Annotated in this window: 23 protein-coding genes; 1 reads left to right on the forward strand and 22 read right to left on the reverse strand. The window is 37.9% G+C overall.

Going from position 1 to position 25,102, the window contains the following annotated elements; all coding sequences use genetic code 11:
- Positions 1-25: 25 nt before the first annotated feature.
- The 14 genes from MHH98_RS19180 to MHH98_RS19245 all read right to left on the reverse strand — a co-directional run bounded on the left by MHH98_RS19180 (position 26) and on the right by MHH98_RS19245 (position 12,560).
- A complete protein-coding gene (locus tag MHH98_RS19180; protein WP_038180060.1) occupies positions 26-520 on the reverse strand; it encodes a manganese efflux pump in 495 nt (164 codons plus the stop codon).
- A gap of 238 nt (positions 521-758) precedes the next feature.
- Complete coding sequence (locus tag MHH98_RS19185; protein WP_038180062.1) at positions 759-1,805, reverse strand: L-threonylcarbamoyladenylate synthase; 1,047 nt, start codon at positions 1,803-1,805, stop codon at positions 759-761.
- A gap of 103 nt (positions 1,806-1,908) precedes the next feature.
- Entirely contained in the window at positions 1,909-2,517 is a 609-nt protein-coding gene (locus MHH98_RS19190; protein ID WP_038180064.1) for a stage II sporulation protein R, read from the reverse strand.
- 43 nt (positions 2,518-2,560) lie between these two features.
- Positions 2,561-3,418: a peptide chain release factor N(5)-glutamine methyltransferase gene (gene prmC / locus MHH98_RS19195; protein ID WP_038180065.1), complete on the reverse strand. Its 858-nt coding sequence runs from the start codon at positions 3,416-3,418 to the stop codon at positions 2,561-2,563.
- Position 3,419: 1 nt separating this feature from the next.
- Complete coding sequence (gene prfA / locus MHH98_RS19200; protein WP_038180067.1) at positions 3,420-4,490, reverse strand: peptide chain release factor 1; 1,071 nt, start codon at positions 4,488-4,490, stop codon at positions 3,420-3,422.
- Between the two features lie 128 nt (positions 4,491-4,618).
- On the reverse strand, positions 4,619-5,353 hold the full coding sequence (locus tag MHH98_RS19205) for an N-acetylmuramoyl-L-alanine amidase family protein (protein WP_051448577.1): 735 nt from the start codon (positions 5,351-5,353) through the stop codon (positions 4,619-4,621).
- A gap of 144 nt (positions 5,354-5,497) precedes the next feature.
- Positions 5,498-6,091: a thymidine kinase gene (locus MHH98_RS19210; protein WP_038180071.1), complete on the reverse strand. Its 594-nt coding sequence runs from the start codon at positions 6,089-6,091 to the stop codon at positions 5,498-5,500.
- A 220-nt stretch (positions 6,092-6,311) separates the two neighbouring features.
- Positions 6,312-6,512 carry a 50S ribosomal protein L31 gene (gene rpmE / locus MHH98_RS19215; RefSeq protein ID WP_038180072.1) on the reverse strand — a complete coding sequence of 67 codons (201 nt, stop codon included), beginning with the start codon at positions 6,510-6,512 and terminating at the stop codon, positions 6,312-6,314.
- 192 nt (positions 6,513-6,704) lie between these two features.
- A complete protein-coding gene (gene rho / locus MHH98_RS19220) occupies positions 6,705-7,988 on the reverse strand; it encodes a transcription termination factor Rho (RefSeq protein WP_038180872.1) in 1,284 nt (427 codons plus the stop codon).
- 136 nt (positions 7,989-8,124) lie between these two features.
- Entirely contained in the window at positions 8,125-9,093 is a 969-nt protein-coding gene (glpX, locus tag MHH98_RS19225) for a class II fructose-bisphosphatase (RefSeq protein ID WP_038180073.1), read from the reverse strand.
- A 103-nt stretch (positions 9,094-9,196) separates the two neighbouring features.
- Positions 9,197-10,483 (reverse strand): UDP-N-acetylglucosamine 1-carboxyvinyltransferase, encoded by a 1,287-nt coding sequence (locus MHH98_RS19230; protein ID WP_038180075.1) that lies wholly within the window; start codon positions 10,481-10,483, stop codon positions 9,197-9,199.
- A gap of 36 nt (positions 10,484-10,519) precedes the next feature.
- Complete coding sequence (gene fsa, locus MHH98_RS19235) at positions 10,520-11,167, reverse strand: fructose-6-phosphate aldolase (RefSeq protein WP_038180078.1); 648 nt, start codon at positions 11,165-11,167, stop codon at positions 10,520-10,522.
- Positions 11,168-11,249: 82 nt separating this feature from the next.
- Positions 11,250-12,104: a class II fructose-bisphosphate aldolase gene (locus MHH98_RS19240; RefSeq protein ID WP_076034289.1), complete on the reverse strand. Its 855-nt coding sequence runs from the start codon at positions 12,102-12,104 to the stop codon at positions 11,250-11,252.
- Between the two features lie 96 nt (positions 12,105-12,200).
- Entirely contained in the window at positions 12,201-12,560 is a 360-nt protein-coding gene (locus MHH98_RS19245; protein WP_038180081.1) for a response regulator, read from the reverse strand.
- Positions 12,561-12,699: 139 nt separating this feature from the next.
- On the opposite strand from MHH98_RS19245, the gene MHH98_RS19250 reads away from it, so the two are divergent.
- Entirely contained in the window at positions 12,700-13,218 is a 519-nt protein-coding gene (locus tag MHH98_RS19250; protein ID WP_340713410.1) for a DUF2529 family protein, read from the forward strand.
- A gap of 287 nt (positions 13,219-13,505) precedes the next feature.
- Here MHH98_RS19250 and MHH98_RS19255 read toward each other — a convergent pair whose 3' ends face one another.
- The 8 genes from MHH98_RS19255 to MHH98_RS19290 form a co-directional block, all read right to left on the reverse strand.
- Entirely contained in the window at positions 13,506-15,098 is a 1,593-nt protein-coding gene (locus tag MHH98_RS19255; protein ID WP_038180084.1) for a CTP synthase, read from the reverse strand.
- Between the two features lie 149 nt (positions 15,099-15,247).
- Entirely contained in the window at positions 15,248-15,805 is a 558-nt protein-coding gene (gene rpoE / locus MHH98_RS19260; RefSeq protein ID WP_038180085.1) for a DNA-directed RNA polymerase subunit delta, read from the reverse strand.
- An 865-nt stretch (positions 15,806-16,670) separates the two neighbouring features.
- Positions 16,671-19,919, reverse strand: a complete 3,249-nt coding sequence (gene icmF, locus MHH98_RS19265) for a fused isobutyryl-CoA mutase/GTPase IcmF (RefSeq protein WP_038180086.1) — start codon at positions 19,917-19,919, stop codon at positions 16,671-16,673.
- A gap of 147 nt (positions 19,920-20,066) precedes the next feature.
- Entirely contained in the window at positions 20,067-20,699 is a 633-nt protein-coding gene (locus MHH98_RS19270) for a TetR/AcrR family transcriptional regulator (protein ID WP_038180088.1), read from the reverse strand.
- A gap of 3 nt (positions 20,700-20,702) precedes the next feature.
- Positions 20,703-21,839, reverse strand: coding sequence for an acyl-CoA dehydrogenase (locus MHH98_RS19275; protein WP_076034288.1), 1,137 nt, complete (start codon positions 21,837-21,839; stop codon positions 20,703-20,705).
- A gap of 34 nt (positions 21,840-21,873) precedes the next feature.
- Positions 21,874-23,010 carry an acyl-CoA dehydrogenase gene (locus tag MHH98_RS19280; protein WP_038180092.1) on the reverse strand — a complete coding sequence of 379 codons (1,137 nt, stop codon included), beginning with the start codon at positions 23,008-23,010 and terminating at the stop codon, positions 21,874-21,876.
- 15 nt (positions 23,011-23,025) lie between these two features.
- On the reverse strand, positions 23,026-23,880 hold the full coding sequence (locus MHH98_RS19285) for a 3-hydroxybutyryl-CoA dehydrogenase (protein WP_038180094.1): 855 nt from the start codon (positions 23,878-23,880) through the stop codon (positions 23,026-23,028).
- Positions 23,880-25,085 (reverse strand): acetyl-CoA C-acetyltransferase, encoded by a 1,206-nt coding sequence (locus tag MHH98_RS19290; RefSeq protein ID WP_038180097.1) that lies wholly within the window; start codon positions 25,083-25,085, stop codon positions 23,880-23,882. Before MHH98_RS19290 ends, MHH98_RS19285 begins: the two co-directional genes overlap by 1 nt.
- Positions 25,086-25,102 lie beyond the last annotated feature (17 nt).

Here is a 25,102-nt window from a genome sequence, read left to right on the forward strand (position 1 = left end):
GTAGTAATAATGTTCCATATAATTATTAAATAATAGATAATATCCCCATTAAAAGTAATGCAACACCCGCTATCACCTGTAACATTATACCTAAATTAACTGGTGTTTTTCTTTTTATTGATAAAGCGATGTAAGAAAAGATAAAAGTTGTTATACCCGTACTCATAATAAATAAACTCTTCTGTAGTTGAAGCATACCAAAAGATACACTAACTGAAAAGGTATCAAGACTTGCAGTAACAGCTAATAATATAGGAGAGAGATTGGGTGGCTCTTTAACTCTAGCTGATAATAGGAGTTGTAGACCTATCAAACTGAGTAATGCACCGGAGAGCATCTTGGCAATTGTAATTAAATATTGGGCAGCCCATTCCCCTACATAAAAACCGATTAGTGGAAATATAACATGGAGACCGGCTGTCCAACAGGAAAGGGCAAATCGAAAACGAACTTTCGGTAAAATAAGAAATAGGGCGAGTACATCTAACGCTGTAATAACACCTGCTATTATTTCCTGCACGCTGTTCCCCCTTGCTTTTGGATATCTCTTTACGATATGCAAGGGATGTTCGGCTTTATGCTAGCTTTCTAATGTGTTGCTTCACGTTTAAAGTGTAATTATGTCCCAAGATGAAATTACGTATATCTCTTTTTCTCTTTAATCTATATACAAAAAAACTGTTCTCTCTTTTATATAGAAAGAACAGCTTAGTATCAGAAATTAATTAATGGCTTCCACTAGATAAATTCACCCTCAGTTAAAGCTGAATATCTGCTGAATACCATTTACCACCTGCGGACTTCTCGAGGCGATTCATAATTGCTGCACCGACACCTTCTGTTGAAGTAGTTGTAGCAAGAACAAGATCTGCTGTCGTTGCATTGCACGAACGTAAAGCATGATATAGATTAACTGCCATCTCTTCATTTGTATCCTTTTGACCAAAAGTAAAAAACCAATCAGCTTCTAGATGGCTTAAATTTTCTGGTGCTAGTAACGCCACTTTAAGCCCTTTTTCATGTAAAGTCTCAAGAGCATTAGCAATTGTTTTTTCTTCTTTTTCTATCAAATAAACGGGAGCATTTGGGGCGTAGTGAGTATACTTCATACCTGGTGCTTTTGGCGCCTGGCCACTATTTTGTTCTGTATGTGACGGTTGAGAAACAGGGCCAATAACAACTTCTAGCATTTCTTTTGTGACACCACCTGGACGTAAGATAACAGGTGTGTCCAATGTTAGATCTAGTACAGTGGACTCAACACCAATACCTGTAGTGCCTCCATCCAAAATCATGGGGATACTTCCATTTAAATCTTCTTCAACATGGATACCTTCTGTCGGACTAGGCTTACCACTTCTATTCGCGCTTGGAGCGGCTACTGGTTTCCCTAATTGTCGGAGTAAATGTAATGCAACTGCATGATTAGGCATACGAATCCCCACTGTATCCAAGTTAGCTGTAACACTAGTAGCAAGTACATTTGGTTTCGCTTTGAAAATCATTGTTAGAGGGCCTGGCCAAAACGCTTCCATACAAAGTTTTGCTTTTTGCGAAATATGGTCGACGTAATTTTCTAGTTCTTCGAAAGTACCTATATGAACGATAAGTGGATTGTCGGAAGGACGACCTTTTGCTGCAAAGATTTTCTTTACAGCTGCTTCATCCGTAGCAACTGCACCTAAACCATATACAGTTTCCGTGGGGAAAGCGACTACCTCTCCATTATTTAACAAATCCACAGCTTGTGCATAACTTTTTCCATTATCCACATTCATGTCCACATTTAGACGTTTAGTTTCCATCTCTGTATCTCCCTTCACTCAAGAGTTTTCAGAAAGTTATACACAATTTGTTGATAACTTTGTGTATATTGTGGACAATTTTACAAATATTGTGCATAACCTATTATGAGAAGATATCTTTTAACCATTCCCATATGAAAAACTTCTGTGTTTCCTCTTTTGTTTCTTCTGGTTTTTTTGGTTCTTCTTCGCGATAACATACTTTTGGGAATAACGCGCACCACCAATTATCCCCCTTACCACTACCAATTGTCACGACAAGTGCATCATAGTAGTTTTGTGGATATAAAAATCCTTCATACCTTTTAGCCGGGAATAATTCTTGTTTCCTAGAAACCTGTATCGATTGCTGACTGAATTTTGTGGATAATTTATTTTGAATTTCGTGTTCCACAACTGCTAGATTCTGTTCCATTCCCGTTCCATTTGTTTGGAAAGCTAGCTGTTTAATAATAGGTTCTATTTCTTTTAACATATCTTGTTTAATAAGCTGATCTTGTGTTGAGTTGCTATTTGCAACAATACGGAATCTCATTTGATCAGCATCTGCAATTGGTGAAGTATCCTGCGTAAACCACTGTGGTAGTAAAAATAAAAGTGTTTGTATAAAAAGCAGGGCTGCAATAAATTGTAGCACTGGCATCATTTTTGTTTTTGTTATTGTTTTTGTTTCTTGTTTTGGCATTTCGATATTCTTGTAATCTGGTATCATCTTAATCCCTCCCTGTCACAAGGATAGACAGGGTTCAGATGTTTTATTCACTAATCTCGCAAAAAATCATTCTATCTTTTTGATTAATATCTTTTACTATTTCTACTTTGGCCTGTGGAAATTTTTCTTTGAAAAACCCCGCTACTGCTTTCCCTTGTTTATAACCAATCTCTACGCCAATAAAACTTGGTGTTTTCATAAGAGGTGGCAAATCTTCAGCAAGCTTCCGATATAAAGCTAGTCCACTTTCTTCTGCAAATAATGCACTATGCGGCTCATGTTCTAAAACGATATCAGACATTTCCTTTGCTTCATCAAAAGCTATATAAGGGGGATTAGATAACACAACATCCCATTGTTCATGTACTAGAGGTGCTGTTAAATCTCCCTCTCTGAAAGTTATTTTCGCATCTAATTGATTAGCGTTATTCTCGGCTGTGGTAAGTGCTGCTAGAGAAATATCTGTTGCGATTACAGTCGCTTGAGGTACTTCTTTTTTCATCGTTATTGCAATTGCGCCACTACCTGTTCCGATATCTGCTATTTGAATGGATGATGTAGGTGAAAATAGTTTCTTAATGCGTTTTAGTGCTTCTACGATTAACTCTTCTGTTTCTGGACGAGGAATTAGGACTGATTCATCTACTTTAAAAGTTCGACCGTAAAACTCTTCTGAGCCCGTAATATACTGAATAGGGCGACCACTCTTATGTTCCTCAATCATGTTAAAATAGTTTTCCCACTGTGCCTCCGTCATTTCATCTCGCATGATGATCATTAATCCTGTATAGGATGTATTTAATGCATGCTGTAAAAGTAATCGTGCAGCTCCTTCTTCTCGACCGTTTTCTTGTAAAAAAGAAGAAGCCCGGTTGAGGGCCTCAAATACTTGTCTCGTCATATTAATCGTTTAGGCTTTCAAGTTTGTTTGCTTGTTCTTCTAAGATTAATGCATCGAAGATTTCATCTATCTTACCTTCAATAATTTGATCAAGCTTTTGAATTGTTAAACCGATACGGTGATCAGTAACTCGGTTTTGTGGGAAATTATAAGTACGGATACGCTCTGAACGGTCACCTGTACCAACTGCAGATTTACGTTCTGCATTATATTCATCTTGTGCTTCTTGTTGTAATTTATCATATACACGCGCACGTAATACTTTCATCGCTTTATCACGGTTTTTTAATTGAGAACGCTCATCTTGCATTGCAACAACTACGCCTGTTGGAATATGTGTCATACGAACAGCAGATGCCGTTTTATTGACGTGCTGTCCACCCGCACCACTTGCGTGATAAATATCTACTCGGATATCTTTATCAGCTATGTCTAACTCTACTTCTTCGGCTTCTGGCATTACTACTACAGTTGATGTTGAAGTATGCACACGACCTTGTGATTCTGTTTCTGGTACACGTTGTACACGATGTGCGCCACTTTCGAATTTGAATTTTGAGTATGCGCCTTGTCCGTTAATCATGAAGACAATTTCTTTATAGCCACCAAGTTCTGTTGGGTTGGCGTTCATGACTTCAATTTTCCAACCTTGTGCTTCAGCATATCGACTATACATACGGAATAATGTATTGGCGAATAGAGCGGCTTCATCACCGCCAGCAGCACCGCGGATTTCCATAATAACGTTTTTATTGTCATTAGGATCTTTCGGAATTAATAAAAGACGTAGGTGGTCTTCTAATTTTGTAATTTGCTCTTCTAATTCATTTACTTCTTCTTTTACTAGCTCACGCATTTCAGGGTCTAGTTTATCCTCAAACATTTCTTTTGCTTCTTGATACTGTTGTTTCACTTCTTTATATTCTCGATAAACTTCTACTGTTTCACTGATATCAGACTGTTCTTTTGAAAACTTCGCTAGTTTTTTTGAGTCGTTGACTATCTCAGGGTCGCTAAGTAATTCATTTAATCGATCGTAACGATCTTCAACGGCTTGTAGGCGATCAAACATTTTTTCACCTTGACCTTTCTTTTGGAAATTTATTTAAATCAACTTGTGATTAGCTATTTGCCGAAATATGCTCCTTCAATAGTATAATGAAAAAGAGCTGCTATCGCTACTCTTTTGAGAATTGATCGTTATTTTTTCTTTATATATTGATCAATACCATCAGCTATACTATTAGTCAGGCTTTTTATATATAATGGATCTGCTAACTTTTTGTCCTCCTCCTTATTTGTCATGTAACCCAATTCAATCAACACTCCAGGTACCTTCGACCAATTTGCTCCTGATAGGTTATCCCGATAAATAATTCCTTTTATATCTTTAATTTTTTTATTTTTTTCTATCTTTTGTATAATTTCATTTGAAATTACTAGACTCTTTTTATTAATACTTTTTGATATGTATGGATTTTTTGATGATGGCGTTAAAATCGAAAAACCTTTTTCTTTTTTATCAATGGACCCATCTGCATGTATACGTAAAAAGATGTCCGCTTTGCTTTTATTAGCAATATTGGCACGTTCACGATTACTTATGTTCACATTTTGTTTTGTACGTGTATAAATTACTTTATAGCCACGCTTTTTTAATGTATTGCCTAGCATTTTAGATGCTTCTAAAGTAAGGTTGGATTCTTTTTTGTTTGTATAGGGACTATGCGTACCATCTGTCACTTTATACTTCGTTTTAAGTGCACCCGGCCCAATTTGTTCAACATCAATATTGGCATATTGCTGATGGCCAGGGTCGATAACTATTATTTTCTTGCTAGATTTCTTTATTGCCGATTTTGCAGTTACTGGAACTGTTGAGAAAATAGCGATTAAAGCGATAAACGAAAACAATATTAGTATAACATTCTTCATATGTTCCCCTTTTAAAAATAGATTTACTATATTTAATACTAGCATACCTCAATATAACAAAATCCAATTTAGGGTAAAATGATTATTTATGTAAATTAAAACCTCCATTTTAAACGTAAAAAAAGAGCAGCCTTCAAGCTACTCTTACTGAGAAATTGATTTTCCTACTGGCACTACATGGTGATGTCTACAGCGAGGTTCATACGCCTCCGAAGCACCTACTAATATAACCGGGTCATCGATTCCTGCAGGTTGTCCATTAATTAAGCGCTGTGTACGACTCGATGGTGATCCACATACACTACATACTGCTTGTAATTTTGTTACTAACTCTGCGATTGCCATTAACTTAGGCATCGGACCGAACGGAACTCCTTTGAAATCCTGATCAAGTCCAGCTAATATTACACGGAAACCGTGATTAGCTAATTGTTGAACGATTTCTACAATATCATCTTCAAAAAATTGTGCTTCATCAATTGCAATTACATCGAAATCATCTGAAATGTGATCCCATATATCTTTGGGAGATTTGATAGGTCTTGCTAATACTGTTGTGCCATTATGACTTACAACTGCCTCTTCACTATAACGATTATCAATTTCAGGTTTAAAAACTGCAATTTTCTGCTTTGCAAATTGAGATCTACGAACACGGCGAATTAGTTCTTCCGATTTCCCTGAAAACATACTTCCGCATATTACTTCAATCCAACCATTTTGAGTCATTACGTACATGAATTAGACTCCTTTCAACACTTATATCCAACATCATAACGAAAAAATAGAGAGAATACTTCTCTTTTTTTTATATAAAAACTATGTTATGTAATCCACTTACACAGCTTTTTATTTTAAACGAACGAGCTTTATACTACACGAAAAAGCATTTTGGCGCAAGAAAAATACCTGCCTAGCAATTACTTGCCGGGCAGGTATTTTGTATATACGGGTTAAATTATTTAATACCGTATTTTTTGTTGAAACGATCAACACGTCCGTCAGCAGACGCGAATTTTTGACGGCCAGTATAGAATGGGTGACATTCGTTGCAGAATTCTACTACGATTTTTTCTTTTACTGAACCAGTTTTGAAAGTGTTACCACAAGAGCAGATTACTGTTGCTTCTTTATGGTCTGGATGAATACCTTGTTTCATGTGTATGATCTCCTTTCGCCCTGAACCATCTGGAACAGAGTTTATCGAACTGTTGCCTTACACGACCCAGATTAGTTTGCCGCATATGCAACACGTTTATTGCAATACTGTATGAATTATATCAAAAACTATACAGTGTTGCAAGCAAATAAATTATATGAATTTATAATTTAGTAGAAAATAACTTTGTTTTTACAGTAATCCTTTACCGTTTCGAGCAGCCTTCATGTCTGAATTTAGCTGTTCAAAAAACTCATCATTCGTTTTTGTTTGACGTAATTTTTTTAGGAATCGCTCCGCAAAATCTGATGAATCTGAGAATGTTTTACGAATCGCCCACAGTTTATCTAGTTGGTCTTTTGGAATTAGTAGTTCTTCTTTACGAGTTCCTGAACGGCGAATATCAATAGCTGGGAAGATTCGACGTTCTGCTAGACTACGATCTAAATGAAGCTCTAAGTTACCTGTCCCTTTGAACTCTTCGTAAATTACTTCATCCATACGAGAGCCTGTATCGATTAATGCAGTAGCTAATATTGTTAAACTACCACCTTCTTCAATATTACGTGCAGCACCGAAGAAGCGTTTCGGACGATGGAATGCAGCAGGGTCAATACCACCAGATAAAGTTCGTCCACTTGGAGGAATAACAAGGTTATATGCACGCGCAAGTCGAGTAATAGAGTCCATTAAGATAATAACATCTCGCTTATGTTCTACTAATCGCATAGCTCGTTCTAACACTAACTCTGCTACTTTAACGTGATTTTCTGGCAATTCATCGAATGTTGAGCTAACTACGTCCGCTGCTACTGAGCGCTCAATATCCGTTACTTCCTCAGGCCGTTCATCTATTAATAGTACAATAAGTTCAGATTCAGGATATTTCTCTGTAATTGCATTTGCAATTTCTTTTAAAAGTAATGTTTTACCCGCTTTTGGAGGAGCCACAATAAGTCCACGTTGACCAAAACCTACTGGTGCTACTAAATCCATAATACGTGTAGATAACTTTGCAGGAGTTGTTTCAAGTTTAATATGACGATCCGGGTATAGCGGTGTCAATGCTGGGAAATGTACTCGTTCTTTTGCAGTTTCAGGGTCTTCCCCATTTACCGCTTCTACATGTAACAAACCATAATAGCGCTCATTTTCTTTTGGCGGGCGCACTTTCCCCGTTACTTTATCACCATTACGTAAACTAAATCGACGGATTTGAGATGCTGAGATATAAATATCCTCAGAGCTTGGTGAATAATTTATAGGTCTTAAGAAACCAAAGCCCTCTTGTTGAATAATCTCAAGGACACCTTCCATGAAGAAGTAGCCTTCTTGTTCTGCTCTTGATTTTAAAATCGCAAAAATTAATTCTTTTTTTGTCAGCTTACTATAGTATGAAATTTTATAATCTCTCGCAAGCGCATACAAATCTTTCAGTTTCATATCTTCAAGCTGAGAAATTGTCATTGTCGTCATAGACATAGCACCACTCTTATATAAGTTTTTTGTATAGATGAATTTGGTCAACATAGATGTGTGAGAATTGCGAGTAAATGAATGAAATGTACTTTAAGAAGATGCCCGGCAAATGCCGGGCAATTAATATTGAAGTTTAATATTCCATAAATAGATTTGGTTTTTTAGTTAGGCTATGGCGTCCTTCGATGAAACGAACAGTACCAGATTTAGCACGCATAACAACTGATTCAGTTGTACAGTGCCCACCTTTAAATTGAACACCTTTTAGTAACTCTCCATCTGTAACACCTGTTGCGGCGAAGATTGCATCGTCACCTTTAACAAGGTCATCCATATATAATACTTTATTAACTTCGATACCCATCTTTTTGCAACGTTCAATCTCTTCATCATTCGACGGAATTAATTTACCTTGGAATTCTCCACCAAGACATTTTAATGCTACTGCGGCAATTACACCTTCAGGAGCTCCACCCATTCCGAATAGAATATCTACGCCTGTTTCATCAAAAGCTGTGTTAATTGCTGCTGCTACATCTCCATCAGAGATAAATTTAATACGAGCACCAGCATCACGAATTTGATCAACAATATGTTGGTGACGATCACGATTTAATAGAGTCGCTACTACGTCTTCAATATCTTTGTTTTTTGCTTTAGCTACTGCACGTAAGTTATCAATTACTGGTGCATTAATATCAATTTTCCCTGCTGCTTCTGGACCTACTGCAATCTTTTCCATGTACATATCAGGTGCATGAAGTAAGTTTCCGCGATCAGCGATTGCTAATACAGTTAGTGCGTTACCACTACCAGCTGCTACGATATTCGTCCCTTCTAGAGGATCTACGGCGATATCGACATGAGGTCCATTTTCATCATGACCTAATTGTTCACCAATATATAACATTGGTGCTTCGTCCATTTCACCTTCACCGATTACGACTGTTCCTTGCATAGGAATAGAATCAAATACTTGACGCATGGCTGTTGTTGCTGCGTCATCTGCTTCCATTTTCAATCCTCGGCCCATCCATCTTGCTGAGGCAATTGCTGCTGCTTCTGTAACACGTACTACTTCCATTGATAAACTGCGTTTCATTTTTAACTTATCCTCCCGCTTTCCAACTCATTAAATGGTTGGAATCCTTTAAAACTAAATCTATTGTAGCACACAGATAATTCTGTGCGACTTTTTTTCAGTTTTATCTATTTGTGGCTTTGTTTTCTTGTTCTGAAGGTAGCGATTCACGGCGAATATCTGCACCAAGCGCACGTAGCTTCGGAACCAATGAACTATAGCCTCTTTCTATGTGGAAAATGTCATGGATTTCTGTTTCGCCCTTAGCTAATAAGCCTGCAATAACCAGTGCTGCACCTGCTCTTAAATCTGTAGCAGTAACTGTAGCAGCTTCTAGCTTAGTCGAACCATTAATAATGGCTGTACGTCCTTCTACTTTACCATTTGCTCCCATGCGGGCTATTTCATCAATATGTTTAAAACGGGCAGAATAGATTGTATCTGTCACGACTGATGAACCTTGAGATTGTGTTAATAATACAGTAAAGGGTTGTTGTAAATCCGTAGGGAAACCTGGATATACAAGAGTTTTCACATCAACAGCCTGAAGTTTTTCAACTTTAGGAATGATGATTCTCTCTTCTTCCTCAATGATTTTGACGCCCATTTCTCGTAGTTTCGCTGTAACAGCTTCTACGTGTAAAGGAATTACATTATCGATTATAATACCATCACCAATTGCTGCGGCCATTATCATAAATGTACCAGCTTCTATTCTGTCTGGAATAATTGTATGATTTGTACCGTGTAACTCTTCAACGCCATCAATACGAATAACGTTCGTACCTGCACCTTTAATCTTAGCTCCCATATTCGTTAGTAACGTGGCAACATCAATAATCTCGGGTTCTTTTGCAGCATTTTCAATGACTGTGCGTCCTTTTGCTTTAACTGCAGCAAGCATGATGTTAATAGTGGCCCCTACACTGCTAACATCTAAATAGATTTTAGCACCTACTAATTCATCAGCTCGTAAATAGATTGCACCATGCTCATTTGTTACTTTAGCGCCTAATGCTTCAAAGCCTTTAATATGTTGATCAATCGGGCGTGGTCCTAAATGACAACCACCAGGTAATCCAATAACAGCCTTTTTAAATCGTCCTAACATCGCTCCCATCATATAGTACGAAGCGCGAAGTTTTTTGACATTGCCATTTGGTAAAGGCATATCAACCATTCCTCGAGGATCAATAACCATATGACCGTCAGAAAATTGTACTTCTCCACCAATTTCTTCAAGTAAGGCTTTCAATGTTGTAACGTCTAGAATTTCTGGTAAGCCTTCGATCGTGACGGGTGAATTAGCCAATATGGATGCTGGAATTAAGGCCACAGCACTATTTTTAGCGCCGTTTACTTTGATTGTACCTTGCAAACGCTTGTCGCCGTTAATTTTATAAACGTCCATGTAAATCTCCTTCATCTTCGGATATTTCTATTATTATTAACCGTTTTTCTTATTCCAATCCGCTAAGAAACCTTCAATTCCTTTATCAGTTAAAGGATGTTTGAATAATTGAGCTAAAACTTTAAATGGAGTTGTGGAAATATGTGCACCAGCAAGAGCCGCTTCTGTAATATGTTGTGGGTGACGAATAGAAGCTGCAATAATTTGCGTAGGGATTTCATGAATAGCGAAGATTTCAGCGATTTGGCGTACTAACTCAATGCCATCTTGGCCAAGATCATCTAAACGACCTAAGAATGGAGATACGTAAGTTGCTCCCGCACGAGCTGCTAATAGTGCTTGGTTTGCACTAAAGATTAATGTAACGTTTGTCTTAATGCCTTTTTTTGATAGTGTAGAACAAGCTGTTAAACCAGCTGGTGTCATTGGTAGTTTCACAGTAATATTCGGTGCAATTGCAGCAAGTTCAAGACCTTCTTTAATCATGCCTTCTGCATCTAGTGAAATTACTTCTCCACTAATAGAACCATCTACTAATTCCGCAATTTCACGTAGACGATCGTGGAATGAGATATTTTGTTCTTTTGCTACTAATGATGGATTTGTTGTTACACCTGAGATAATTCCCCAAGAATGCGCTTCTTTGATTTCTTCAAAGTTAGCTGTATCGATAAAAAATTTCATTATAATATCCCCCTGGATGATGGAAAATAGGAGAAGGGCCGATTAATTTAACCGAACACTTCTCCTCATTTCACCTAATTAATTATGCTTTTTGAGCACTTCCGAATTCGCGTATTTTGCCAATAACTGTCGCTTTAATAGCATCACGAGCTGGAATTAAATATTTACGTGGATCATAAACTTTAGTGTCATTTGCTAATACTTCACGAACTGCTTTTGTAGCAGCAATTTGGTTTTCAGTATTAACGTTTATTTTAGCTGTTCCTAAAGAGATTGAACGTTGAATATCTTTTAAAGGAATACCAGTACCACCATGTAATACTAATGGTAAGTCAGCTAAGTTTGAGATTTCTTCCATTTCTTTAAAACCTAAGTTTGGCTCACCTTGATAAGGACCATGAACTGAACCTAATGCAGGTGCAAGGCAATCAATATTTGTAGCTTCTACAAGTTTTTTACATTCTTGTGGATTTGCATACATGATGCCACCAATTACTCCATCTTCATCGCCACCAACTGTGCCGAGTTCTGCTTCCACAGAAACACCTCTAGCGTGTGCATATTCAACCACCTTAGAAGTGATTTCAACATTCTCTTCGAACGAATGGTGTGAAGCATCAATCATAACTGATGTAAAACCAGCATCAATTGCTTCTTTACATTTTTCGAAGCTTGAACCGTGGTCTAAGTGAATTGCTACTGGAACTGTAATCTTGTAGCTTTCGATCAGGCCTTTTACCATGTGGACTACGGCAATAAATCCTCCCATGTATTTCCCCGCACCTTCAGAAACACCTAAAATTACTGGTGATTTTTCTTCTTCTGCAGCAAGTAAAATAGCTTGAGTGAATTCAAGGTTATTGATGTTGAATTGACCAACTGCATAACCTTCTTTTTTACCTTTAATCAACATTTCTTTCATGGAAACCAAAGCCATTACAAATTCCTCCTCTAGTATGAATCGTGGTATTAAGGTTACTTAATATCATAACTCATAATATCAAAAACATACGTCGTTGACCACTGCTCACCATCAATCTTTCAATATTTTATTGACCACGTCTCGCACTTCGTAGATGTCGAATGGTTTTGTAAAGTAATGCTTAGCACCAAGCGCCTCTGCTTCTTTAATCAAATCCAATTCGCCATAAGCTGTCATCATAAGTACAGGCAGGTCAGGCAATTGTTTATTTATACGTTTTAGTATTTCAATTCCATCCATACCAGGAATTTTCATATCTAACAAGACACAATCCATCATTATTTTATCTATATATTGCAAAGCTTCAAGACCGTTAGCCGCTAGATATGTTTCATAGCCTTCTTTCTTGAACACCTCATTGAGTAGTAAGCGAATTCCTTGTTGATCATCTACTATAAGTATTTTTTTCACCTTTACCATACTCCCTTTTTTTATTCCCCCGTACGTATTATTCGATAATATACCTCATTTTCCCTTTTAATACATTAAAATAATTCATTTTGCATTTAAAATGAACAATTATTATAATAAAAGCCGTGAGGTGAATATTATGTTGAAAATGTTGTCGACACAGCTTGGCGGTCTCTTACAAAGAATTTCGACTAGTCAAGAAGAAGCAATAGAAGAAACTGCTCGATTATTAGCGCAAGCCGGTATCGCTGAAGGAACTGTATATTTTGCTTGTTTTGATGAAATGCAAGCAATTGAAGATAATGCTTTGCACAGTGCAGAACCTTTTACAAAATTAAACCCTTGGTCTAAAAATACAAAATTAGTATCAACAGACCGTGTATGTATTTTCACTCGTCACGCAAACGATCCACAGGCTCTCGAATTGGCACATTCATTATACGATTTATTTATTCCATTTGCTGTAGTTGCAAGTGAAAAAGCTGAAGATAGTGGCGAGATGGCTGATTTAGCTTATACCTATGTATCTTTAGGCATCAATAAAGGGTTATTGCCAAATGATACCGGTGAACGAATTGTACTGCCATATAGTTTCGCTGCACTGTTTGTATACGAAGCTGTTAAAATGTCTTATGACGAAATGCTATCTAATGATTAGTAATAATCCAACTTTTTCTGGCCACTCTATAGATTCTTGGAGTGGTTTTTTTTGTTTTTTAGTTATTTGAATGATTATGATTACTGTTATAGTATGGTCTAATTTATTTATTTTCCACAAAAAAAGAGACTACTCTTCATTTAAACATGTGGAGTAGTCTCTTTGTATAAATCTTTTGTTTTTCTAGCTAACAAACTTTGTATGCTAGTTACTCAATTGAATCTGAAAAACCATTTTGAACTCGAGCCATATAAAGATATTCAAGTCTTGTAACGCAAAAACAGAATTTATTTAACTGCTGCTGCGATGAATTCTCTAAATAATGGTTGTGGACGGTTCGGACGTGAGATAAATTCTGGGTGGAATTGAGATGCCACGAAGAATTTGTTCTCTGGTAATTCAACAATTTCAACTAAACGGCCGTCTGGGCTTGTACCTGAGAAGACGAATCCTGCTGCTTCAAATGCTTCACGGTACTCGTTATTAAACTCATAACGATGACGGTGACGTTCATAGACTATTTCTTCACCATATGCTTCCATAGCTTTAGAATCTGATTTTAATTTACATGGGTAAAGACCTAGACGAAGTGTTCCACCTAAATCCTCCACGTCTTTTTGTTCTGGTAAAAGATCGATGATAGGGTATTTAGTGTCCGCATCTAGTTCTGATGAGTGCGCGCCTTCTAAGTTTAGAACATTACGTGCAAATTCAACAGTTGCTAATTGCATACCTAGGCAAATACCTAAGAACGGCACGTCATTTTCACGTGCATATTGAGTTGCAATGATTTTACCTTCAACACCACGGTCACCAAAGCCACCTGGTACAAGGATACCATCTGCATTTTTCAATAATTCTTCAACATTTTCAGCTGTAACATCTTCAGAATTGATCCAGTCTACATCAATATCTGCATCTACTGGATATCCAGCGTGTTTTAACGCTTCAACTACTGATAGATAAGCATCTTGTAATTCAACGTATTTACCAACAAGTGCAATTTTCACTGTTTTAGATAAGTTTAATACGCGATCTACTAATGACGTCCATTCAACCATGTCTGCTTGTGGTGCAGAGATACCAAAGTGTTCAAGAACGATATCATCCATACCTTGTGCTTGTAGGTTTAATGGTACTTCATATAAATGTTTTGCATCTTGACATTCGATAACGTTACTTGCTTTTACGTCACAGAATAGTGCTAATTTTTCTTTCATTTCTTGTGGTACTTCTTGTTCTGTACGTACTACAAGAAGAGTTGGTTGAATACCTAAAGAACGTAATTCTTTTACAGAGTGTTGTGTTGGTTTTGTTTTTAATTCACCAGCTGCTTTGATGTAAGGGATTAAAGTACAGTGAATGTACATTACGTTTTCCCCACCAAGGTCTGATTTCATTTGACGAATAGCTTCTAGGAATGGTAGTGATTCGATATCACCTACTGTACCACCTACTTCTGTAATAACCACATCTGCGCTTGTTTCACGACCTGCACGTTGGATACGTTCTTTAATTTCGTTTGTAATATGTGGAATAACTTGTACAGTTCCACCGTTATAATCTCCACGACGTTCTTTTCTCAAAACAGAAGAGTAAACACGTCCAGAAGTTACTGTACTGTGTTTCCCTAAGTTAATATCGATGAAACGTTCATAGTGACCTAAATCTAAGTCTGCCTCTGCGCCATCATCTGTTACGAAAACTTCCCCGTGTTGGTACGGACTCATTGTACCTGGGTCAAGATTGATGTATGGGTCAAATTTTTGGATTGTTACTTCTAATCCTCGGTTCTTCAGTAAACGTCCAAGTGATGCAGCTGTAATACCTTTACCAAGTGATGATACAACCCCACCTGTTACGAAAATATATTTAGTCAAAGCCAATTCCTCCTTTAAATTAAACACTAAAAAAATAAAAAACGCTCCTCCCGCATAATATGCAGGGGGAGCGTATAAATTATACGGTCATTCTCCTTTTAAGGAGCCCAAGTAAAAGATTATATGGAACTCAGCTAGAAGTCAAGAAATTATTCTTCTTCCTCTTCTTCTAACTCATCATCTTCTTCATCAATTTCGAATTCATCTTCTTCTTCAAGCAAGTCTTCATCAAGGTCTTCATCGATATCATCGATTGTAACATCTTCGAATTCTTCCTCTTCTTCTTCTTCATCTTCTTCGGTTGGATCTTCAACGAATTCATCGAAGTTTTCATCGAAGTCTAATTCTTCTTCTTCAAGTTCAAGTTCATCTTCATCGTCAATTACTGCTTTAGCTTTTTTCTTGCGGACTTTTACTGTTGGCGCTGTTTCTTCTTCGATTTGTTCAATTGCATACCACTCGCGAAGTCCCCAACGGTTTTCACCTAGTACAATAAAACGACCCTCAATGTTAAGATCTGTATAAAATTGTTGCAAGCGCTCTTTTACTTCTGCATCATCACAACCTTTTATTGCTTGGATTTCTTTCATCAGTTCTGGGAAAGTTAATGGTTGTTTTTTTGAATCTAAAATTCCGTATGCTAAATCGATAAACGATTCTTCTGATAGTTGTTCTTTTGTCATTTCACGAAAGTTCAAATCGTGCACGTCCCTTCTTAATACATAAACATAATATCCATTATATACAATCTTTCTTTGATTACGCCACAATCAATTATTCTTTTTTTGATTTCTCAATTGTCGAAACCCATAAACAAAAAGATATATGGAAAAAATAAGGATGGGGATGGCCCCTAATTGCTTGTTATACAAAAAGAATATAAGTACCAGGCAAATTATGATAAATAGACAATGTAGTAAGCTTTTCATATAAACAAGAACTCCTTAAAATTTGTTTTACTCCCTATTATACAAAAAATAAAAATGAAGGGGCTAATGAAATGATTAGTTCCTTCATTTTTTATTTTCCACTAATTTTTATCTCTTGATAGTATTGTACATTTCCATTACTTTTATGGGCATCGAAAGTGGCGTTTTAGCTAGTGTTTATTTGTACAATTCTTGTGAATGTCCTGGAGCAACAGGATGTGGATCAGTTAGCTATCACTATAGGAAACGGCTAATTTAGGTTATCTTCCACTAAACGAGTGCATTCAGCATTTAGTTACATATTCAGCTTCTGGCGCTAGCTACTCAGGTCGTTTCGGTCGGGCACTCAAAGTCAAAAAGCGACTTTGGCTTCCGCCCTCCAACGTCCTCATAGCTTAACGAGCGCCTTGGGCTAACAGGATGTTAGTCATGCAACCGTTGCGACAGGACGTCGCGTACTTAGGTTGCCTTCCTAAAGTGATGTATCCAGCTTCAGCGGCCAGCCCCTCGAGGTCACTTCAGTCTCTCGGACAAAAGCTTAAGTAATGCTTTTGTTTCGAGCCTTCCAGTGCTTGTCGGAGGCCCACAGGACGTGGCGTACTTAGGCTATCTTCCTCTCAACGAGGGCCGTTTCAGCATTTAGTTACATATTCCGTCTGTATTGCCCTCCTACTTGGTATAGGGCATTGGTGATTTGACCTAGACTTGCGTATTTTACGGTTTCCATTAGTTCTGCAAAGATGTTGCCTCCTGTTACCGCTACTTCTTTTAGTTTTTGAATAGCGACTTCAACTTCATTGGCATGTTTTGTTTGGAATTTTTGTAGATTTTGAATTTGTGTTTCCTTTTCTTCTTGTGATGCTCTGGCAATTTCCATACTATCGATTGCTTCTGATGAAGGTGGATTTGGATTCAAGTATGTGTTAACACCGATGATTGGTAGTTCACCTGAGTGTTTCAGCATTTCATAGTACATTGATTCCTCTTGAATCTTGCCACGTTGGTATTGGGTTTCCATCGCTCCAAGAACTCCACCTCTATCATTAATACGATCGAACTCTTCCAATACTGCATTTTCTACAAGATCAGTTAGTTCTTCGATTATGAATGCACCTTGTAATGGGTTTTCATTTTTTGTTAACCCGTGTTCTTTTGTAATGATCATTTGGATAGCCATTGCGCGTCGAACAGATTCTTCTGTTGGTGTTGTAATCGCTTCGTCATATGCATTCGTGTGTAATGAATTACAGTTATCATGCAATGCCATCAATGCTTGTAATGTTGTACGAATATCATTGAAGTCGATTTCTTGTGCATGTAAGCTACGACCAGAAGTTTGGATATGGTATTTTAGCTTCTGACTACGTTCATTTGCACCGTATTTGTCACGCATAACAATCGACCAAATACGACGAGCTACTCGACCGATTACTGTATATTCTGGATCTAAGCCATTGGAGAAGAAGAAAGATAGGTTTGGTGCGAAATCATCAATATTCATGCCACGACTTAAATAGTATTCCACATAAGTGAAACCATTAGCCAAAGTAAATGCTAGCTGTGAAATTGGGTTCGCACCTGCTTCTGCAATATGATATCCAGAAATTGATACAGAATAATAGTTACGTACTTTTTGGTCGATGAAATATTGTTGAATGTCCCCCATCATACGTAATGCGAATTCTGTAGAGAAAATACATGTATTCTGTCCTTGATCTTCTTTTAAAATGTCAGCCTGCACTGTCCCCCGCACAACTTGAAGCGTTTTTTCACGAACGTCAGTGAATTCTTCAACAGTTAAGCATCGTCCTAATTTACTTTCTTTTATTTTCACTTGTTGATCGACAGCTGTGTTCATGAACATTGCTAAAATAATTGGAGCTGGTCCATTGATTGTCATGGACACAGATGTAGACGGTGCACATAGATCAAAGCCATCATAAAGCTTCTTCATATCTTCTAGTGTACAAATGCTAACCCCTGATTCGCCAACTTTACCGTAAATATCCGGACGGTAATCTGGATCTTCACCGTACAACGTTACAGAGTCAAATGCTGTTGATAAGCGTTTTGCATCATCATCTTTAGATAAGTAATGGAAGCGTCTATTTGTACGTTCTGGTGTCCCTTCACCTGCAAATTGACGTTTCGGATCTTCTCCTTCACGTTTAAAAGGGAAAACTCCAGCTGTATAAGGGAATGAGCCCGGTACATTTTCTTTATATACCCAACGTAATATTTCTCCGTAATCTACGAATTTTGGTAACACAACTTTTGGGATTTTTAAACCTGCTAGACTAGTAGTTGTCAATATTGTACGGATTTCTTTGTCACGCACTTTTGTAACAAATTCATCTCCCGAGTATGCTTCCTTAAGCATTTTCCAATTCGCTAAAATGTTCTTGGATTCTGCTGTTAATTGATTTTTGATATCCTCAGCTAATGAAATGAGTGATGCAATTAATGCATCATCTGGCGCTTTCTCTTGAACAGTTGTAATTGCCCCTTCTAATTGGAATAGCTTTCGGGCAAATTCAACTTGCTGTTCGGATTTTTTATGATAGTTACGAATTGCGTCTGTAATTTCACGTAAGTAGTAACGGCGATCATTTGGAATGATGACATCTTGCTTTTGCGTTTTCACAAAATGCTCGTAAGATGTTACCCAATCAAGACCACATTTTTCGTTAATAACCTGAACAAGCTCTGCAAATAAAGAATTTGTCCCTTTATCATTAAACTGGCTAGCAATTGTACCAAATACCGGCATTTCATCTAGGTTTTTTGTCCATAGCTCATGGCTACGTTGATATTGCTTCTGTACTTGTCTAAGCGCATCTTCTGACCCTTTACGTTCGAATTTGTTAATGACAATTAGATCAGCAAAATCAATCATATCAATTTTTTCTAGCTGTGTCGGTGCACCAAATTCACTTGTCATAACGTACATGGACAAATCAGAAATTTTTGTAATAGCAGCATCACCTTGACCAATACCGCTTGTTTCAACAACGATTAGATCATATCCTGCTACCTTCACAACATCTAATACGTCAGCAATTGCATCCGAAAGCTCAGAGTGCGATCCCCGTGTTGCAAGACTACGCATATAAACACGATTATTAAAGATAGCATTCATACGAATACGGTCTCCAAGTAGTGCCCCACCAGTCTTTTGCTTCGTCGGATCAATTGATAGGATAGCAACTTTTTTATCCGGGAATTCCTGTAAAAATCGACGAATCAATTCATCAGTTAAAGAACTTTTCCCTGCCCCTCCTGTACCAGTAATACCAAGTACAGGTGTGTTTTTTGATAAACTCCGTGCTTTTTCTAGGAAGTCTGTTAACTCACCATCTTTTGCTTCTTCGGCTGCAGTGATAAGTTGCGCTAGTACTTCAGGTTGTTCCGTTGATAATGTATCTAACTTACTAATTAAGTTCTCTTTAATCGTAGTGAAGTCACTTTTTTCAATCATTTTATTAATCATGCCTTGTAATCCCAGTTCACGACCATCTTCAGGCGAAAATAACCCCGCAATACCATATTCATGTAGTTCCTTAATTTCACGAGGTAAGATTACACCACCTCCACCGCCGAAAATACCTATGTGTGGAGCTCCTTTTTCTCTAAATAAATCTTGCATATATTTAAAATACTCAACGTGACCACCTTGATAAGAAGAAATTGCTACCCCTTGTGCATCTTCTTGGATTGCTGCGTTGACTACTTCTTCAACTGAGCGGTTATGTCCGAGATGAATTACTTCGACGCCACTCGATTGCAAAATACGACGCATAATATTAACCGATGCATCATGGCCATCAAAAAGACTAGAAGCCGTGACAAATCTTACGTGATTTTTTGGACGATACACTGTTGCTTGAACCATATATAAGCTCCCCCTTGTTATGAACAAAAAACTAAGTTGTTTTTCTTACCATTCCCCTGAAATCATTGGAACAAAAAATGTGCAAGGTTATAGAAACTAAAACTATATGAAAAGTTTGAGTTTTCCTACCTTGCACAAAGCGAAGAGTTACTTCTTCAAAATACCATTTAAGAAAATAGTCGTTTGCATATCGATATAATCATCAATTGTATAATTTCTTTTGAAAGCCCATCGTCTAAATGCCCACGTTTGACCTTGCACCACGATATCATTTGCGATAAGATTGATTTCTTTTTCTGATAGAGACAGTTCCCCAGACTGTACGCAACCAGCTAATAGATTTTCAAATAACCCAACCATCTCAAGTTCCTTTGTTAAAACGTAACGCAATGCATCTTTTGGTAAAGATTTAGACTCCTGGTACATGACTAGAATTTCATCTGACATGGAATCTATAAGCAAAAAATACTGGCGTATAGATGCCTTTAATCCTGCTATTGTACCTTCTTCCGTCGGTAAATTGGCTAACCTTAAACTTACTTCACGATAAATATTGTCACAAACTAGATACAGAACATCTTCTTTCGTTCGAATATATTCATAAAGCGTTCCTATACTAAAGCCAGCTTCTTTAGCGATTTCTCGAGTCGTCGTACGGTGAAAGCCCTTTTGTTTAAATAATTTAACCGCTCCATGAATCATCTCATTCCTACGCTTTTCTATCAGGCTTTCATCTTTAACAGACGATTCTACTTGTCTCTTATTTTGTCTTTTTACCATATATTATTTCGTTAACATACGAGAAATCACTAGACGTTGAATCTCTTGTGTTCCTTCGTATATTTGAGTGATTTTCGCATCACGCATATATCGTTCAACTGGATAATCTTTTGTATAGCCATAGCCTCCAAATACTTGCACCGCCTCAGTTGTTACATTCATCGCTGTATCTCCAGCCATCAATTTCGCCATAGCCGATGCTTTACCGTAAGGAAGATTGTTCGACTCTAACCATGCAGCTTGATATGTCAATAATCTTGAAGCTTCAATTGATGTAGCCATATCTGCTAGTTTAAAAGATACACCTTGATTTGCTGTAATTGGTTTGCCAAATTGAACGCGCTCTTTTGCATATGCAACAGACGCATCCAATGCACCTTGTGCAATACCAACTGCTTGAGCAGCAATACCATTCCGACCACCATCTAATGTTTTCATGGCAATTTTAAAACCATCGCCTTCCGCACCTAACAAGTTTTCTTTTGGTACACGGCAATTATCAAAAATAATTTCAGTTGTTGGTGATGAGCGAATTCCTAGTTTCTTTTCTTTTTTACCAACCGAAAAACCTTCAAAATCAGATTCTACTATGAATGCACTTGTTCCGTTCTTAACTGTTGGATCTGTAACAGCAAATACAACATAAATTTCAGCAATACCACCGTTTGTGATGAAGATTTTTGAGCCATTTAAAATGTAATCATCACCATCTAATTTTGCTGTAGTTTTCATACCACCTGCATCTGAGCCTGAGCTCGGCTCCGTTAAGCCATATCCGCCAATTTTTGTACCTTCAGCCATTGGTCGTAAGTATTTTTGTTTTTGTTCTTCATTACCAAATTTATAAATCGGCCATCCTGCTAAAGATGTATGTGCTGAAAGAGTTACTCCAGTCGAAGCACAAACACGAGATAATTCTTCAACTGCAATACAATAAGCTAAAAAGTCAGAACCGATACCACCATATTCTTCTGGCCACGGAATACCTGTTAAGCCCAACTCTGCCATTTTATCGAATATTGCACGATCGAAAGTTTCTGTTTCGTCGCGTTCTGCAGCTGTTGGCGCTACTTCATTTTCAGCGAAATCACGTACCATTTTACGAATCATTTCATGTTCTTCTGATAATTGAAAGTTCATCTCTTTTTCCACCTTTGTTTTAGTTTTTTTACCCCTATTTGTTTAAGTGTTTGCTTATAACAAGTCGTTGAATTTCGCTAGTACCCTCGTAAATTTCCGTTACTTTGGCATCTCGGAAAAAACGTTCAACCGGATAGTCCATCGTATAGCCATATCCTCCAAATACCTGAATTGCCTCTGTTGTTACTTCTACAGCAGTTTTAGAAGCGAAAAGTTTTGCCATAGATGCTTCCTTACCACAAGCTAATCCTTTGGCACGTAAATCTGCTGCACGGTAAACGAGTAACCTAGTAGCTTCGACCGATGTTGCCATATCAGCTAATTTAAAACCTACACCCTGATTACTAGAGATAGGTTTCCCAAATTGGTGACGTTGTTGCGCATAGATAATTGATTCTTCTAAAGCGGCTTCAGCAATACCAAGAGCCTGTGAAGCTATGCCTATTCGACCGACATCTAAGTTCGCCATAGCTATTTTAAAGCCTTCCCCCACTTGGCCAAGTAGATTTTCTGCAGGGACAATCATATTATCGAAATTTAGTTGAACTGTACGTGAGCCATGTAAACCCATTTTATGTTCATCCTTACCAATCACTAAGCCTTCAGTTCCTTTTTCGACAAGAAAGGCGGAAATTCCTTTTGAACCGAGCGATGGATCTGTTGAAGCAAAAACGATATATACATCTGCCTCTCCACCATTAGTGATAAATACCTTTGAACCATTGATAATGTAATTATTGCCGTCCTTCACTGCTTTAGATTTTAATGAACCTGCGTCAGATCCTGCGGACGGTTCTGTTAAACAAAAAGCACCTAAATATTCTCCCGATGCGAGCATTGGCACATACTTTTGTTTTTGTTCTTCATTACCAAAATAAAGAATAAGATTTGTCACAACCGACGTATGGACAGATAAAATCACGCCTATTGTCGCGCTTACTCTCGATAACTCATTTATTGCTATGATGTAGGATGTAAAATCCATATTTGCTCCACCGTACTGTTCTGGTGTTGTAATGCCCATTAGTCCTAGCTCTCCCATTTTAGCTAGTATGTCGCGTGGAAATTCCCCATTTTCCATACTCTCAACTTTTGGTGCAATTTCTGTTTGCGCAAAATCTCGTACCATTTTGCGCATCATTAGTTGTTCTTCTGTGAACATCAATTCCATAGTGGAACACCCCTTTTAAGATTCGTAAATGTAGAAGCCACGTCCCGATTTCTTACCTAACCAACCTGCTTTCACGTATTTACGTAATAGTGGGCATGGTCGGTACTTGCTATCGCCAAAGCCTTCATATAATGTTTCCATAATATAGAGACAAGTATCTAAACCGATAAAATCTGCTAATGTTAACGGTCCCATTGGATGATTCATACCAAGTTTCATGACATCGTCAATAGCTTCCTTCGTCGCTACACCTTCATAAAGTGTATAGATGGCTTCGTTGATCATCGGCATTAATATACGATTTGCAACAAACCCCGGGAAATCATTTACTTCTACTGGTACTTTTTCAAGTTTTTTCGTCATGTCTTCGATTGTTTGATAGACATCATCTGCAGTAGCTAAGCCGCGAATAATTTCAACGAGCTTCATCACTGGTACAGGATTCATAAAATGCATCCCAATAACTTGCTCTGGACGATTAGTCACAGCTGCTAACTCTGTAATTGGTAATGATGAAGTGTTAGTAGCTAAAATAGCATGTGCTGGTGCAATAGTATCCAGCTGTTTGAAAATAGATTGTTTAATTTCCATATTTTCAACAGCTGCTTCAATGACTAAATCAACATCATTTGCATCATTAATATCGAGCGATTTTGTTAGACGACCTAGAATGGCTTCTTTTTCACTCTCCGTCATGCGCCCTTTATCAACATTACGAGAAAGATTTTTTGTAATCGTTCCTAAACCTCTTGCAAAAAACTCTTCTTTCATATCATTTAGTTTGACGTCGAATCCTGCTTGTGCGCATACTTGTGCGATACCAGAGCCCATTTGGCCAGCTCCAATAACCATTATTTTTTGAATACTCATTACTCGAATCCCCCCGTTTTTGGTACTTCAATCATGATGGCATCTCCTTGGCCTCCGCCAGAACAAATAGCCGCAATACCAATACCTCCGCCACGACGTTTTAATTCATAAGCTAACGTCAGAATAATTCGTGCACCTGATGCCCCAATTGGATGCCCTAATGCTACTGCCCCACCATTGACATTAACTTTCTCTGCATCTAGGTCTGCAATTTGATTACTTGCTAGCGCAACAGCTGCAAATGCTTCGTTAATTTCAAACAAATCGATTTCTTGTAACGCTTTCCCTGTCTTTTCTAAAATTTTGTTGATGACTAAACCTGGTGTTTGTGGGAAGTGCTGCGGTTCAACACCAATTTCTGCATGCCCTAAAATGTATGCAAGTGGTGTATGGTTTTCTGCTTTAGCACGTTCTTCATTCATAAGAACTACTGCACAAGCACCATCATTAATACCAGGTGCATTTCCCGCTGTAATCGTACCCTCAGTCGTAAACGCTGCTCTAAGCTTTGCTAAAGATTGAAGTGATGTATCTCTTCTTGGTGCTTCATCCGTATCTATTTCTAACGGACTACCTTTACGCTGTGGAATCGTCACGGACACAATTTCTTTTGCAAATTTACCAGTGTCTATCGCATCTAGTGCTCTTTTGTGACTTCGATACGCCCATTCGTCTTGTACTTCTCTTGAGAATGAAAATTCTTTTGCTGTGCTGTCTCCGTATGTCCCCATATGTACATGTTGTGGATCGAATGCACAAGATAAGCCGTCATATACCATGCCGTCTACCATAGTTGCATCTCCCATGCGTAAGCCAAATCTACCTTTTGGTAAATAGTAAGGTGCATTTGACATTGACTCCATGCCACCTGCTACGATAACTTCCTCGTCCCCTAAACGAATCAGTTGATCAGCTAATGTCACACTGCGTAATCCCGAAGCGCAAACCTTATTTACCGTTTCTGTTTTCACTGACCACGGAATTCCAGCTTTTGAAGCAGCTTGGCGAGATGGTATTTGCCCTTGCCCCGCTTGTAATACACTCCCCATAATAACTTCATCTACTTGATGTGGTAGGACGTTTGCTCTTTGCAAAGCTGCTTGAATAGCAACTCCTCCTAGATCGCTGGCAGTAAGAGTACTCAATGCTCCTCCAAATTTCCCAAATGCTGTTCGCGCACCATCTAAAATCACTGTTTTCGCCAAATCAGACACCCCTTGTC

Origin of the sequence: Viridibacillus sp. FSL H8-0110 (genome assembly GCF_038003565.1) — a bacterium.
Classification (GTDB): Bacteria; Bacillota; Bacilli; order Bacillales_A; family Planococcaceae; genus Viridibacillus; species Viridibacillus arenosi.

Coding starts and splice junctions, on each gene's coding strand:
- MHH98_RS19185 (WP_038180062.1), bottom strand. CDS start 1,805: ATGGAAACTAAACGTCTAAATGTGGACATGAATGTGGATAATGGAAAA.
- MHH98_RS19190 (WP_038180064.1), bottom strand. CDS start 2,517: ATGATACCAGATTACAAGAATATCGAAATGCCAAAACAAGAAACAAAA.
- prmC (WP_038180065.1), bottom strand. CDS start 3,418: ATGACGAGACAAGTATTTGAGGCCCTCAACCGGGCTTCTTCTTTTTTA.
- prfA (WP_038180067.1), bottom strand. CDS start 4,490: ATGTTTGATCGCCTACAAGCCGTTGAAGATCGTTACGATCGATTAAAT.
- MHH98_RS19205 (WP_051448577.1), bottom strand. CDS start 5,353: ATGAAGAATGTTATACTAATATTGTTTTCGTTTATCGCTTTAATCGCT.
- MHH98_RS19210 (WP_038180071.1), bottom strand. CDS start 6,091: ATGTACGTAATGACTCAAAATGGTTGGATTGAAGTAATATGCGGAAGT.
- rpmE (WP_038180072.1), bottom strand. CDS start 6,512: ATGAAACAAGGTATTCATCCAGACCATAAAGAAGCAACAGTAATCTGC.
- rho (WP_038180872.1), bottom strand. CDS start 7,988: ATGACGACAATGACAATTTCTCAGCTTGAAGATATGAAACTGAAAGAT.
- glpX (WP_038180073.1), bottom strand. CDS start 9,093: ATGAAACGCAGTTTATCAATGGAAGTAGTACGTGTTACAGAAGCAGCA.
- MHH98_RS19230 (WP_038180075.1), bottom strand. CDS start 10,483: ATGGACGTTTATAAAATTAACGGCGACAAGCGTTTGCAAGGTACAATC.
- fsa (WP_038180078.1), bottom strand. CDS start 11,167: ATGAAATTTTTTATCGATACAGCTAACTTTGAAGAAATCAAAGAAGCG.
- MHH98_RS19240 (WP_076034289.1), bottom strand. CDS start 12,104: ATGGCTTTGGTTTCCATGAAAGAAATGTTGATTAAAGGTAAAAAAGAA.
- MHH98_RS19250 (WP_340713410.1), top strand. CDS start 12,700: ATGTTGAAAATGTTGTCGACACAGCTTGGCGGTCTCTTACAAAGAATT.
- icmF (WP_038180086.1), bottom strand. CDS start 19,919: ATGGTTCAAGCAACAGTGTATCGTCCAAAAAATCACGTAAGATTTGTC.
- MHH98_RS19270 (WP_038180088.1), bottom strand. CDS start 20,699: ATGGTAAAAAGACAAAATAAGAGACAAGTAGAATCGTCTGTTAAAGAT.
- MHH98_RS19275 (WP_076034288.1), bottom strand. CDS start 21,839: ATGAACTTTCAATTATCAGAAGAACATGAAATGATTCGTAAAATGGTA.
- MHH98_RS19280 (WP_038180092.1), bottom strand. CDS start 23,010: ATGGAATTGATGTTCACAGAAGAACAACTAATGATGCGCAAAATGGTA.
- MHH98_RS19285 (WP_038180094.1), bottom strand. CDS start 23,880: ATGAGTATTCAAAAAATAATGGTTATTGGAGCTGGCCAAATGGGCTCT.